Origin of the sequence: Vibrio diabolicus (assembly GCF_011801455.1) — a bacterium.
Lineage (GTDB): Bacteria > Pseudomonadota > Gammaproteobacteria > Enterobacterales > Vibrionaceae > Vibrio > Vibrio diabolicus.
The window spans coordinates 1,121,086-1,134,572 of record NZ_CP042452.1 but is presented as its reverse complement, the minus strand read 5'-3'; the positions used below and the strand labels follow the sequence as shown (position 1 = coordinate 1,134,572).

Below are 13,487 nucleotides of genomic sequence, written 5' to 3'. Positions count from 1 at the left end.
ATATCGTGAAGAGATCGTGAAGAAATGTGATTTTTATGAAAATTTTAATTGTAGATGACAACCACAATGTCTCGGAGACGATTGCGGACTATCTTGAGCTTGAAGGCATGATTATCGATTGTGCGTATCATGGTGAGGCCGCACTGAAGCTAATCGAGGATAATCATTACGATGTAATCATCATGGATATCATGATGCCTAAGCTCGATGGCATTAGTACGGTACAGAAACTTCGACAAGATCAGCTCTGTGGAACGCCAATCCTCTTCCTAACCGCAAAAGATACGTTAGATGACAAAATCGCGGCATTTAAAGCGGGAGGCGATGACTATTTAATGAAGCCATTTGCGATGGAAGAGCTTAGTTTGCGTGTTCATGCTTTGGCTAATCGCGGTCCAAGGCAAGATATTGGCACGCTCAAGTTTGCGGACATTTGTTTAGATGCACGCACAGGCAAAGTGACGAGAAAAGACAAAGAAATTAAGCTGAGCCGAATTCAAACCAAGATTTTAAAGTTACTTCTCCAACGTGCTCCAGCATCGGTTTCGCGCACAGAAGTGATCGATAGTGTGTGGGGAGACGAACCACCCGGAAGTGATGCACTTCGTAGCCATATTTATGGTTTAAGAACCGCGTTAGACAAAGGTTTTGAAGAATCACGATTAGAGACTATTCATGGACAAGGTTACCGACTTAAAGCATAACGAATATCCAAGTATTTATCGCAAGATCCGTTGGGGTTTTGGGGTGATGACGCTTGTGATGTTTACTCTTTTTTGGTCGCTGATTTATGTGGCAGAAAACAAACTTGAAGTGCTGAGTTTACATCACTGGCTTGATACTGAAGCTGCGCTTTATAGTGAGAATTTCGAGAAACAGGGCTGGGATGCGCCATTGCCAAACGTATTGGAGTTCAACTCATATTGGAGTGAAGCACCGACACCGGATTGGTTGCTCTCTTTTACTTCGCCCGGTTTTTACGAATATCTGCTTGGTGAAGAAGACAAACACTTTGTCGTATTGAAACACCCCTCAGGGAAGGGGCTTATGTACATTGTGTTTCAAGATGACTCCGATGATTACCTCGACGAATACGAAAGCTCGCTGCATCAGTTTACGCTACTGCTCGGTGGCTTATTTTCATTTGTTATGGTCGGGTATGGCATTTATATGGTGCGAATATTGTCTCGACCACTAGCGCAAATCGAAGACAAAATCAGCCAAATGTCACCGGATCAACCCGCTTTCCAAGTTGAAACAAAGTTCAGCGAGACACGCCAGATAGAGCAAACTTTGCTGGATAATAAAAACGATATCGCGGGCTATTTCAAACGAGAACAAGAATTTAGTCGTTTTGCATCGCATGAGTTGAGAACGCCAATCATGGTGATCAAAGGCTCAACAGACATTCTAACGCGTATTCCAGAACAACCTCGAGTCGCGCAAAAAGCCATCGCGAGAATGCAGTCAGCTTGTGAAGACATGCGCGTACTGACAGAAGCGTTTCTCTTGCTCGGTAAAGAGAAAATAGAGCCTCAGCATTACGGAGAGCATCAGCTTCTTACTTGTCTACAAAAACAACTGGAAGAGCTGGCTCCTTTATTTGCAAAGCAAGATTCGAATTATTCTTTGCACGAACAACATAGTGGTGTCGTGAATGCACCAGAGAGTTTTGTGACCATTGTTATCAACAATCTGATTAAAAACGCCTTTAGCTATAGTGTGGGAGATATTGAGATTGAGTTGGATGGTCATGCTCTTAAGATCCTGAATCGTCACGATGGTAACGAGACGTACAACGCCGGCTACGGTTGTGGGCTTGTTATCGTACAACGCATATGTGAACGGATGGGATGGGCGTTAATACTGGACGATGATGGTGTTCGATTTAGTGCGAAAGTGGAATTCCGTTCCTAGCTTTGTGCGTCTAACCCACAGTCAAACAAGAAAAAACTGGAATTTGAATTAGACTGAAGTTAGTGACGCGGAAACTTGAGGAACCGTTATGCTTTCTTATCAGGTCAGCAGAAGTATTGAAATTAATAAGAATCAAAGCGAGATTATTGGCTATCTCAAGGATTTTAATAACTGGCCTGATTGGTCACCTTGGATCATTCTTGAACCAAGCTGCGAGCTGACATTCAGCGATAATCAAGGTCACGTTGGAGCTGGTTACCAATGGAATGGTCAGCGTATTGGGACTGGTGCCATTGTATTGGAAAGCACTCAAGAACATCGGTTAGATATGGAGCTTCATTTCTTTCGCCCAATCAAGAGTCACGGAAAGGTAACTCTAATTGTGACGCCGTCACAAGATGGTTGTTTAGTCGAATGGCAAATGCAATCACGCGTTCCTTGGTATCTGTTCTTTTTGAAAAGTATGTTTAAGTCGATGATAGAGATGGATTATCAACGTGGGCTACGCATGCTCAAAAGCAAACTTGAAACCGGACAAGTGCTCTCAGACTTGGTTGAAATTGGTAATCGAACCCAGCCTCAGGTTCATTACATCGGAATAAAAGGCGAGGCCAGCATTCCAGAATTAGGTCCGGTAATAGAAGAACAAGTTCACAAGTTAAAGCAGATAGTTGATGACAAGGGCTTATCTGTGAACGGCGAGTTATTTTGTTATTACCAGTCGATGGATATGCAGAAAGGTATGTTTGAGTTTATCACTTGCTTACCACTTGATAACGCGGTAAGTGCGCCAGAGGGGGCGGTTACTGGTACCATACCTGAGAGTGAAACATTTGTCGTCGAGCACCGTGGGGAATATCAGTTTTTGGGAAATGCATGGGCTTTAGCGATGAACTTGGTTCGCCAGAGTGGTATGAAAGCCAAAACCAGTCCATTAGGGATTGAGCGCTACTTAGATAACCCGCAAGAAACCACGCAGGATAAACTAAGAACCGAAGTTATTTTATTTAAGAAATGACAGGCGTTGCCGGACACGCTCCCCTAAATATCATGCTAGTTCCGTAGTAATCTACAAAAGAAAAAGAGGGTCTCTATACCCATCTATAAAAATGCCTCAGCAATCGCTGAGGCATGGTTTTATCAGCCAACTTCTCTTGCTAGAGAATTATTGTGCACGGTACTTACCGCTGTTTAGTTCAATTTTAGACGCTTTTACCCGGCTGTCTGCGTTTAGATAGTCGCTAATGCTCAGTAGATCTTGATCTTGAGATGCTTTTAACACCGCAGATTCTCCCTCTGCGAAGACAACTTCCAGCTTTAGCTCTTTGGCGACCGCTTTCGCTTCGTTAGGGTTGTTTACCGTGATGTAAACCAGTCCAGTGGCCTTGGATACATTGCTAAATGCATTCTTAAACACTTCATCACCGGCTTGAAGCTTTACTTCTTCGGATAGGCTCCTAGCTGTACCCGTTTGCACCTTGCGATAATCTTGGCCATTAATCTCAACCGCTTCTGAAGGCACGAACAGTTCAGGTGCGGGTTGTTGAGAGAGTTGTTGCTCAGCGTATGCGCTAGCCGTCATCATAGAAAGAGCCAGCATAGAAAATGATATGTATTTCATGTAATTGACTCCTTAGTGTCCAAAGATGCGCATCGACCAGTTCTTAATAACACCTGGCTGAGCGTTGTTTGCCATCGGAACGTCATAGATGGTTGAAGAGTTAAAATATGCAACGTAAGAAAAGACTTCGTCGCCATTCGTATCGATTGCTCGTAATGTCCATTCGCCTTTTGCATCTTCGCCATAGAACTGGTTAGACAACATTAGTTGGTCTTTGTAGCCAGTAATCGTTGGGTCAAGAGATTGACCAACAAGACCATTACGTGGTGTTTGCAAAACGGAACGAGTCCCTGATGGCGAAACGAGCTCGATAGCTAAGTCGGGCAGGCGAGAGTGGTCTAATGTCAATTTCACTTGAACGGATTCTACCTTCAGATCATCGGCAATGGCGATACTTGATGAACCGCCAGCCAAACTCGCATCGGGTACACTTACTTCTTTAGTATTGTTAACCCAAGGCGTAATAACTTGAGGCGGTAAAACACGATTCGTCATGCGAGCACGTTGCATTGCTTCATCCAAATCGACAGCTCCGAAGCCATAAAAAGTATGGAAATCTACGCCTGCAGCGTTTTTCTGCCAAGGAGAAATGGCCTCGTAGATAACCTGTTCACCTTTGTGGTTAGTAAATTCAAGTCGTACGCCTGGATGCGTTTTATCCGTTACTTTTGCTGTTTCCGCTAGTAAAGCACGTACATCACGAGCAGAAAGTGCATGATTCGTGGACATGATTGCCGCGATGGCACCGGACGTGTTTGGCGCAGCAGACGAGGTTCCGTTCATTGTACTGGTATAGTTACAGTTCGGGTCTAGCTCCGTTCCGCCGTGTAAGCCATTGATACCAAGTCCGTCGCTGGTATTTTGCCCTTCTTCACAACCCATCAAATCGGTGGTGACCATGGCAGGGAAGTCTTGCCCATATTCACCTGCTGGTGCGGCAACCCATACGTTAGATCCCACCGATGAGTAACTCGCTCGCGTGCCATCCGCACGTAGTGCACTGGTGATTAAATTAAAATAGTTGGCGTTGTCATAAGACTGATTGGAGTTGTGCATCGGCAAGCCTTGGTTGTCTCCACCAGCAAAGAAGTTACTTGGTAATACGAAGAATCTTCCCGCATTGAAATAGCGATAACCATTGCCGGCCGACTTAACAAATACAGCACCGCGTCCCCATGAGTTACTCTCACTGACATTTTTTATCACGTCCATTTCAAGTTTAAGTTGAGGATCGCTTTCATCAAAAGTTATTGGGTTGATCGGGCTGAAACCATAGCTTTGGTTAAATACACGAACATCGCGTGTGGCTGGGTCCATGCCGTGAGAGATTAGCCAGCCTTCTAATGTCTGGTTGGCTAACCAGTTAAAACCAATAAGAGAAGAGTGAGAAGCAACACCGCGTCCACCTTCACCATTGTTGCCGACTGCGCTGATCAAACCGGCTACAGCAGTGCCGTGACCATTGGTATCAACCGGATAACTTAATGGGAAAGAAGAGTCTTCGACGAAGTTTCTGCTACCTGTAACTATATTACCTGCAAGATCTGGGTGATCGATCTGCACTCCAGAATCAATGACCGCGACTTTTACACCGATACCCGCAATACCCATTGCTTGAGTGAGCTTGGTGTTTAGGTCGTTCCCAGCAACAGCTGGGTTAGCTGCAAAAGCAGTTTGCCCTGTGTTGTCTAAGTGCCATTGTTCAGAATAGAGTGGATCAAACGCCGAGACGGCAGGTGCAATGCCTACTGCCAACATAGCAGCAAATAGGCGGTTAATGCGTATTTCCATTTTTGACCTCATGTCTTTGTTTGGAATTTTTTAGCTCCTGTTTCATATTCCTCTAACAGGAATAAACAAAGCTAACGACAAAGAATAAGGACGAAAACCATTTACAACTTGTTTACATCAAAAGTTCGACGAACAACATGAGTCAGTGTTAATTCACTGAAATTATAGGGTTTTTTAATGTCGAATAGCGCACGCATGAAAAGTGAAAAGCAGAAAATACGGTCGTACTGTCTGCTTTGAGAGGAAGGATTATTTAGTTGAAGCGGGTTGAATTGTCGCCATTGGTTTCTTCGGTTTGGCCTTTTCTTTGGGTAACACGTTATCAATCCACTTTTTGATGTATAGCTTATTGAACTCACTATCACACCACTTCTTGTTTAAACCACGTCGGTTAAACTCAGCGCCAATCGCAACTTTGGTTTGGTTGGTTGCACGGTTGTAGTAGAGGGTCTCGCACAACTGAGTGTTACTCATTTGTTGGGCATATACGTTAACACTGCTGCTGCGCATTCCCAGTTGAGAGGCTTGATGGTTACTACACGCAGTGAGAAGTGCAGGCGCAAAAATAGCGATGGTTAGGATTTTTTTCATTTTGCTCTTATGACGTCGGGTGAATAACGAAGCGATTTCTTCCTGCTTGCTTTGCGTCATACAAAGCTTGATCTGCGAAGAAAAACCATTGATCCCATTCTTGTTGAATAGTTTTTACGGACAGTCTGTCGACAGCCCCGAGAGAAATTGTCGCGTTTAATGACTTAGAGTCAACCACTAGTGGCGTGTTTTCCACGATATATCTCAATCGATCCAAGAATTTAGCGCAATCTTCAGTTCTGTTTACTTCAAATAATAAGACAAACTCCTCTCCACCCCAACGGATGAGTAGGTCCCCAGAGCGAGTCGATTCATTAAATAACCTGGCAATATGAATTAACATCTTGTCGCCAATATCATGCCCATATTCATCGTTAAACGTTTTAAAATGATCGATATCTAATACGGCTAAGGCAAACGTTCTATCTGGGCTTCTACGAGCCATTTTATCCAGCCAAATGGGAAGGTAGCGACGGTTGTGCAATTGAGTTAATGGATCGGTAGTATTTTCTTGAGTGAGTGCCTTATTAATACGCCTAACGCGCAGTACGTAACGAAAGCCAACGACACCAATCGCTGCGATAGCGATAAAGTAGAACATTTCTCTATAGCGTTGTGAGCGCAGCTCTGAGGCTTGCAACGCATTTTTCGTTTCTAGTAGCTTGAGTTCTTTCTGAGCTAACTTAGCTTCGAGGTCAAACTTAATGTTAATCATCTCTTCGCCGTGAATATGATGAGAAAATTCAGCTTCTAGCTCTCTTAATTGAGTTAAGTAACGAAAAGCCGCTTCAAAATTATTAAGGGTTTGATTCGCGTTTACTAGGACCGACAGCATATCAATGCGCTGTCGTATTTCTAGCTCATCGGTTGATTTAGTTTGCTCAAGTACGTTGATAGCTGTCGAAATAGCTTTATCGTATTGTTCATCTGCGAGGTATGCTTCTGCATATGCTTCATAACAAGGCATTTTCTTCGCCTCTACGTTTCCCGTGATAGGGAGAGCTACGCAACGTTGTGCAACCATCAACGCTTCATCAATTTTCCCTATCGAACTTAACATTTGTGAGAAGCTGGATAATGAATAGTGTTTGATGACGTCTGACCCCGTTTGCATTGAGAGTCGGATTGCTTCATTAAAATAGTATTCTGCCTTTTCGCTATCTCCACTGCTTAAGTGAACAATACTTAAGTTTGCGTAGATAACCCCAATGAAAAGGCTGTTGTCATATTGATATTTGCTGTTTAAATAGGTATCGAGTGCTTGCGTAAGGTAGCTACTGGCGCGAGCCCAATCGGATGCATCGATATAGACGGTACCGATGTTATTCAGCGTCATGGCAACTTGCATTTCAAATACGGTTCTCTCTAACAACTCATAGGCGGTTCGGTAATACTTGAGTCCGCTACGTAGTTGATTCCGTGAAACCTCTAAGTTCCCTAGCCAGCGATATGCTCTTCCTTCTAGCGCTAAGTAGCCGAGATCGCGGGCTTCAGCGATGATGTCATGGAGTACAAGTTCTGCATTCCAATTATCGTCTAGTTCAATCATGGTTACCGCTTTATTAAGCTGTGCTTCAGCGACTACCCATGGTAAATGATGCTCTGTCCCAAACTCAATTAAATCAGGCATATCTTTGGGCAGCGGAACGCCTTCGTAGCGCTTTAGGTAAAGGCGCGCAAAGTAATAAAGGGCAAGAGATTCCGCTGACGCATTCTGTGGCGCAACTAATTCATCTTCTTCAATTGAGCGCGGCTTACCCATTGAACGAAAATAGAGATTGAGCATGGAGCTGCTTTGAGGAGAAATGTGTTCTTCCAGGTAGCTCTGTTTTTCTGTGTTGGCAAGTACATGGGTTGGATGGAAGAAGAATCCAAGTACTGAGAACAGCGCGCAAGTTAGCGTTTTAATCGGAAAGTGCATGAGCTTATTAATAAAATGTGATCTCGTTTAACCCTAATACTAGGTAAGTCTATCACTTCTTATTGGCTAAGTGCGGATGGATTCCGAGTTACAAACGGCTTGTGAAGAAAGTTTTGCGAAAGGTGAGGCTAATATTATGATTTATAATGATAAATCTGTTCAAAAGTGGAAAGATTGATTTAACGACAAGATAAACAGTGCGACGAATCTAGTGTGTCGAACATTGTTAGTGGTGTAAATTTCATCATTTAGTCGGTGCGATTCGCATCTCGAAAGATGGCTGGTTCGCTAAAAAATTATCTTTCTGTCATAAATATTTAATGTTTGTATGGGTTGTTAAAAAACTCGATATTAGACATAGTGTTATTAAGCCAATAAAAAATGGCTTTTATAATAAACAGGAGATTAACTATGCATAATGAAATGATTCAACCTTCACACTTCGGTATTATTGGCCGCACTTGTATCGCTTCAGTACTTATGATTGCGGGCGTTTTTGCTCTTATCTAAGAGTCAATGGTAACGATGGTTACCCGCTTAAAAGTAAGAAAATTCAGGGAATCACCTTAATCTCGTATAAGGTATTCCCCTGAAAATCCAACCTAATAACTACTTTTTAGCTGAAGAAGCTAAAAACCAATGCACTTACCGCTACAATGCCCGCAGTTAAAACAAAGTAAGTTGAGCCATTCCCACGATATTGTTTCAATGCATCGATTTTGTATACCGCTAACATTGGCATAATAAATAAGATCATCGCGATAACAGGCCCTGACAACGCTTCCATCATACCAAGAATGCTTGGGTTCATGATTGCTGCTGCCCAGATTGAAAAGAAAAGTACTGCAACGCTGATACGATCAACTCGCTTTTCAGACAGTTTAGAGTGTTTAGTAATTAAACCATTTAAGCTTTCGCGTGCACCTAAAAAGTGCCCAAGAAAAGAGGAAGTGATAGCAACAAAAGCCACCAAAGGACCAAGCGTTGCGATAAATGGGTTGTCTGTTGCATTGGCTAAATAAGACAGCACCGACACGTTTTGTTCTTTAGCTTGAGCCAATTGCTCTGGTGACAGTGCTAATACACACGAAAAGACAAAAATAAGCACAAACGCAATTAACATGATGCTAGTGCGTCGAAGAATTACTTCGGATTTCGCATCCGCTTGATCGCCATAATGGCGACGTTGCACATTTGCAAAGCTTGAAATCGCAGCCGCGTGACTAAACGAGAAAATAACCACAGGAACCGCTAACCACATAGTGCTAGCAAAAGCAGACGCTTCAGGGGCGTCCATGACTGGCATGGTCCAGTTTGGTATCAAGTAAAATGAAAGAAAGGCAAGAATAGCCACTAATGGGTAAACCATAATGGCAAAAGCCCGTAGCATGACTTTTTCGCCCGCCATCATAATGGCAATTAATGCAAACACTAGTGCACCTGAAAGCAGAGGGCGAGGCAAAGAAGCCATATCAGCTTGGTTAACCATAAAACTGTCTACGGTATTGGTAATACCGACGCCGTAAATTAACAGGATCGGGAAGATCGAAAGAAAATACAGCAGTGAAATAGAGCGACCCGCTTTTGCGCCAAAGTGCTCTTCCACTACATCAGTAAAGTCTGCATTTTTGATCTTAGAAGACAGTACAAAGCGAGCTAAACCACGGTGGGCAAGATAAGTCATTGGGAAAGCAAGCACAGCCATTGCGACTAACGGCCAAAACCCGCCAATACCAAGGTTGATCGGCAGAAATAGAATGCCTGCACCAACGGCTGTTCCAAACAGACTAAGGACCCAATGTGTATCGTGTTTTGACCAAGATGTTGTTGTGTTTAATTCACTGGAATTTAACGCATTTCGAGATTCTTTCACTTAAAACTCGCTTTTATAAAAATAATAATGCGGAGAATGGTATAGGTTTTGGTGTTTGTTATCACATCGGAAGTGTGGTGAATCATGCTGAATATAAGGGGTGGTTGTAACTTATCAAACTATGAATTTTTTTAAAAACTAGAATTTTAATCTAAAATTTAAGTAATAAATTGGTGTTATATTTCAAATTTTTACTAATGGGTGGTTTTTGATTTTGTGGTTAAAACTTAATCATGGATGTATATGCTAAAGAAGCTTGCTCTTACTTAATGTCCCATGGTGCATATTGGAGAGTTAGCAAGTGTCAGGTCTATGAGTCCTGCATTTAGATGAGTTTTAGGTATATACTGCCGCCACAAATGTTAAAGGAGGAATTATTGAATGGACATTCTGTCTGCACATAAAGACGACTTATTGGCTGTGTATACGCTTGAAAATACTTTATTTGGAGAACATGCCTATCCTCAATTTTTCTTTCGGCAAGCTTTTGATTGTTGGGGGGAAAGCTTACTAGTGGCGAAAGAGGGGGAGCAAGTCGCAGGGTATATTTTGCTGACGACAAGCACAAATGCACAGCAATATTGGATCATGTCACTGGCTGTCGATACTCAACATCGTGGTAAGGGTATTGCGCGTTCTCTGATTGAAAGTGCCATCGCGCCGTTGAAGTTGGGCTCAAGTGTGAAGTTGACGGTCGATCCGAATAATCAGCCTGCATTGTCTTTGTACCTGTCCCTTGGCTTCAAAGTCTTAAAAGAAGAAGCGCATTATTTCGGTGACGAAGAGTCTAGATTGGTCATGGAATTAGTAAAGTAACCCTGCACGATAATGAACGAAACTTGCACTCAATCAGTGCGCGGTATTACTTTGCAATAGTTGTTTACATTCTAACGTTTTGTAAATTAAAGATTTTCAATCTTGGCACCTCGTTTGCTTTGAGATAAATGTTCATCGTTAACTCGATGCGCCGCTCTCTATAGTAGGCGAGAGCGGGATAGGGTATTACTTTTGAAAATGTACTAACAGCGTTAAAGGCATTGCTGCCTCTCTCGATTCGGGAGAGGCTTTTTTTTGCCTGTAATTTAGGATTAGTCGCGCAGGAGGCGTTATGTCACAAGGGTGTAGAAAGACAACTTGTCCGTATTGCGGAGTAGGCTGCGGAATTGAAATCAGCAATAACAAGATTATTGGAGATGCGCTTCATCCGGCCAATTCCGGTTCACTGTGTGTAAAGGGTGTCGCATTAACAGAAAGCTTAAAAATGCCTTCAAGGTTGCTCTACCCCAAGCTAAGGGAAAAAGAAGTGTCATGGCAGTCGGTCACAGACTTAATTGCACAAGAGATCCATCAAGCGAAAGCGGAGTTTGGACCAGATTCTGTCGCGATGTATGTTTCAGGGCAGTTGCTTACTGAAGATTACTACGTCGCGAACAAACTCATGAAAGGTTACGTGGGTAGCGCGAACATCGATACCAATTCCCGTTTGTGTATGTCTTCGGCGGTTGCGGCTCATGTACGAGCATTTGGCGAAGATGTGGTTCCTGTTAATTACGACGACATTGATAATACCGAGTTGTTAGTCATCTGCGGTGCGAATACTGCTTGGACGCATCCTGTTTTATTTCGACGTATTCAACAAGCGAGAGAGAACAACCCTAATCTCAAACTGGTGGTCATTGACCCTCGTGAAACGGTCACAGCACAACAAGCGGATTTGCATTTACCGATTAAAAACGATGGTGATGTGTCACTTTTTAATGGGCTGATCAAGTTTCTTATCGAGCAGCAATGTATTGATTCTGAATACATAAATTCCCATACCGACGGGTTTGATGCGCTTGCAGAAGAAGTTTCTGATTTGCGTTACGATGTCACTAATTTAACGTCTTCCATTGGTATTTCAGAAGAAAAACTCACGACATTCTTCCAATGGTTTGCACAAAGCCCAAGCGCAATCACGCTGTTTTGCCAAGGGGTTAACCAAGCCGAAAATGGTGTTGATAAAGGCAATGCCATTATTAATGCACATTTGGCGTCAGGTAAAATTGCCAAGTCAGGTTGTGGGCCGTTTTCTATTACAGGTCAGCCGAATGCGATGGGTGGGCGAGAAGTCGGTGGTTTGGCAAACCAACTAGCGGTTCATCGCGCTTTTGACGCAGATTCTATCAAGCAAGTGCAGGCGTTTTGGGATTCACCAGAAATTGCCACTCAGCCCGGTTTAAAAGCCGTTGAACTGTTTGAGGCGGTAGAACGTGGGGAGATTAAAGTTCTGTGGATCATGGCAACCAATCCCGTGGTTTCTTTGCCTGATAATCAGATGGTTAAGCGCGCGTTAGAGGCTTGTCCTTTTGTGATTGTGTCTGATATTACTGCGGAGTCGGACGTTGCTAAATATGCAGATGTTCTACTGCCAGCAGCTGGTTGGGGTGAAAAGCAAGGGATGGTGACTAACTCTGAACGTAGAATGTCTCGTCAACGTCAGTTTCAAGTACCACCTGGTGAAGCAAAACCAGATTGGTGGGCGATAAGCCAAGTCGGGCAAGCTTTGTGTGAACTAGAGAAGGCCCAGAATGGTTTTGCATTTACCTCAGAACATGCGGTATTCAGGGAATATGCGGCGATGACAGGTATGAATGCAGATTCGCCATTGAAGCTCGACCTGTCTCAACACGCGAACTTAACCGAGCAAGAATACGAAGAGTGGGTGCCGACACAATGGGGAGGAGAGCGCCCTTTTGCTGATGGAATCTATTCACACCCAGATGGTAAAGCGCGTTTTGTCGTGACCAGTGAATTGCCTCAACGCTTAGAGAGAGCAAAAGGCTGGTGGCTCAATACGGGTAGACAACGCGACCAATGGCATACCATGACGCGTACAGGGCATATCGCACACCTTGCCGCCTCTGAGTTAGAGCCAACCGTGTACATGAACACACTCTCCGCCACTCAAAATCGCTTAAAAGCCGGACAGCTCATCAAGCTGTTCCAGCCTACTTCAAACACTGGTATTTATGCCAAAGTTGCCATTGATGAAGGTTTGGGGTTTCAGGAGCTGTTTATGTCAATGCACTGGGCTGGTCGATATGGAGGTGAAAGCAGTGTTAACGTGATAGTAAACAGCGTAAAAGACCCTATTTCTGGGCAGCCTGCGTTTAAGTCGTCTTATGTTGAAGTGCAAGACGCGGCGGTAAAAACCTACGGTATGTTTATCGGTACACAGTTTGATTCTGGCAAGTTTCTCTACAGCGCATTTCAAGCAGAAAGTAATTTGGGCATCTGGCGCTTTGCACACGATAAACGACCAAAAAAGCAGAGTTTTTGTCGAACGGAAAAGAGTCGCAGGATTACGATAGATATTGCCCTAGGTTGGCTAGCGGTGGATTACGACCTTGTTGGAGACGTTCGTATCATTCGTTCTGTTTTGGTGGTGTCTAGTGAACCGATTCAAACCGACTACACCAACTTTACCGGCTTGATTGGTAAGCCGATGGAGCTATCGCAACTGCTTACCATCACTCAATCGCAAAGCAGTGCCAAACTGGTCTGTAGTTGTTTCCGTGTCACCGATAAACAAATACATGACGCGATGGAGAAACAAGACTGCACTTCACTGACCCAACTTCAAAACAAACTCAAATGCGGTACCAACTGTGGCTCATGCGTCTCTCAAATCAAACAAATGGTCGACAGCCATCAGCATCAAAAGGGCAAACCGCAAGCGAGCCAGCAAAGTCTGGCGATGCAAATAAAGTAAATCATAAAGAGGATAAGCA

The 13,487-nt window shown here is 43.6% G+C and carries 10 protein-coding genes; 5 read left to right on the top strand and 5 right to left on the bottom strand.

Annotated elements, in window-relative coordinates; all coding sequences use genetic code 11:
• Window positions 1-35 precede the first annotated feature (35 nt).
• The 3 genes from FR741_RS20350 (at window position 36) to FR741_RS20340 (ending at window position 2,935) form a co-directional block, all read left to right on the top strand.
• Complete coding sequence (locus FR741_RS20350; protein WP_005395631.1) at window positions 36-704, top strand: response regulator transcription factor; 669 nt, start codon at window positions 36-38, stop codon at window positions 702-704.
• Window positions 676-1,917, top strand: coding sequence for a sensor histidine kinase (locus tag FR741_RS20345; protein WP_109169044.1), 1,242 nt, complete (start codon window positions 676-678; stop codon window positions 1,915-1,917). Before FR741_RS20350 ends, FR741_RS20345 begins: the two co-directional genes overlap by 29 nt.
• A gap of 88 nt (window positions 1,918-2,005) precedes the next feature.
• Entirely contained in the window at window positions 2,006-2,935 is a 930-nt protein-coding gene (locus FR741_RS20340; protein WP_167427572.1) for an SRPBCC family protein, read from the top strand.
• Between the two features lie 147 nt (window positions 2,936-3,082).
• Here FR741_RS20340 and FR741_RS20335 read toward each other — a convergent pair whose 3' ends face one another.
• The 5 genes from FR741_RS20335 to FR741_RS20315 form a co-directional block, all read right to left on the bottom strand.
• On the bottom strand, window positions 3,083-3,538 hold the full coding sequence (locus FR741_RS20335) for a hypothetical protein (protein ID WP_012842506.1): 456 nt from the start codon (window positions 3,536-3,538) through the stop codon (window positions 3,083-3,085).
• Window positions 3,539-3,550: 12 nt separating this feature from the next.
• Window positions 3,551-5,329, bottom strand: coding sequence for a S8 family peptidase (locus tag FR741_RS20330; RefSeq protein WP_167427571.1), 1,779 nt, complete (start codon window positions 5,327-5,329; stop codon window positions 3,551-3,553).
• 249 nt (window positions 5,330-5,578) lie between these two features.
• On the bottom strand, window positions 5,579-5,920 hold the full coding sequence (locus FR741_RS20325) for a hypothetical protein (protein ID WP_012842508.1): 342 nt from the start codon (window positions 5,918-5,920) through the stop codon (window positions 5,579-5,581).
• Between the two features lie 7 nt (window positions 5,921-5,927).
• Complete coding sequence (locus tag FR741_RS20320; RefSeq protein WP_084742268.1) at window positions 5,928-7,841, bottom strand: tetratricopeptide repeat-containing diguanylate cyclase; 1,914 nt, start codon at window positions 7,839-7,841, stop codon at window positions 5,928-5,930.
• A 616-nt stretch (window positions 7,842-8,457) separates the two neighbouring features.
• Entirely contained in the window at window positions 8,458-9,714 is a 1,257-nt protein-coding gene (locus tag FR741_RS20315; RefSeq protein ID WP_167427570.1) for an aromatic amino acid transport family protein, read from the bottom strand.
• A gap of 381 nt (window positions 9,715-10,095) precedes the next feature.
• Here FR741_RS20315 and FR741_RS20310 point away from each other — a divergent pair, with 381 nt between their 5' ends.
• Together FR741_RS20310 and FR741_RS20305 are read left to right on the top strand one after the other, a co-directional pair.
• Window positions 10,096-10,530 (top strand): GNAT family N-acetyltransferase, encoded by a 435-nt coding sequence (locus FR741_RS20310; protein WP_005395641.1) that lies wholly within the window; start codon window positions 10,096-10,098, stop codon window positions 10,528-10,530.
• Window positions 10,531-10,822: 292 nt separating this feature from the next.
• Entirely contained in the window at window positions 10,823-13,468 is a 2,646-nt protein-coding gene (locus FR741_RS20305; RefSeq protein WP_167427569.1) for a nitrate reductase, read from the top strand.
• Window positions 13,469-13,487 lie beyond the last annotated feature (19 nt).

Excerpts from the sequence above, each read along its gene's own strand:
- FR741_RS20335 (WP_012842506.1), bottom strand. The coding sequence starts at position 3,538 with ATGAAATACATATCATTTTCTATGCTGGCTCTTTCTATGATGACGGCT.
- FR741_RS20350 (WP_005395631.1), top strand. The coding sequence starts at position 36 with ATGAAAATTTTAATTGTAGATGACAACCACAATGTCTCGGAGACGATT.
- FR741_RS20305 (WP_167427569.1), top strand. The coding sequence starts at position 10,823 with ATGTCACAAGGGTGTAGAAAGACAACTTGTCCGTATTGCGGAGTAGGC.
- FR741_RS20320 (WP_084742268.1), bottom strand. The coding sequence starts at position 7,841 with ATGCACTTTCCGATTAAAACGCTAACTTGCGCGCTGTTCTCAGTACTT.
- FR741_RS20345 (WP_109169044.1), top strand. The coding sequence starts at position 676 with ATGGACAAGGTTACCGACTTAAAGCATAACGAATATCCAAGTATTTAT.
- FR741_RS20340 (WP_167427572.1), top strand. The coding sequence starts at position 2,006 with ATGCTTTCTTATCAGGTCAGCAGAAGTATTGAAATTAATAAGAATCAA.
- FR741_RS20310 (WP_005395641.1), top strand. The coding sequence starts at position 10,096 with ATGGACATTCTGTCTGCACATAAAGACGACTTATTGGCTGTGTATACG.
- FR741_RS20330 (WP_167427571.1), bottom strand. The coding sequence starts at position 5,329 with ATGGAAATACGCATTAACCGCCTATTTGCTGCTATGTTGGCAGTAGGC.
- FR741_RS20325 (WP_012842508.1), bottom strand. The coding sequence starts at position 5,920 with ATGAAAAAAATCCTAACCATCGCTATTTTTGCGCCTGCACTTCTCACT.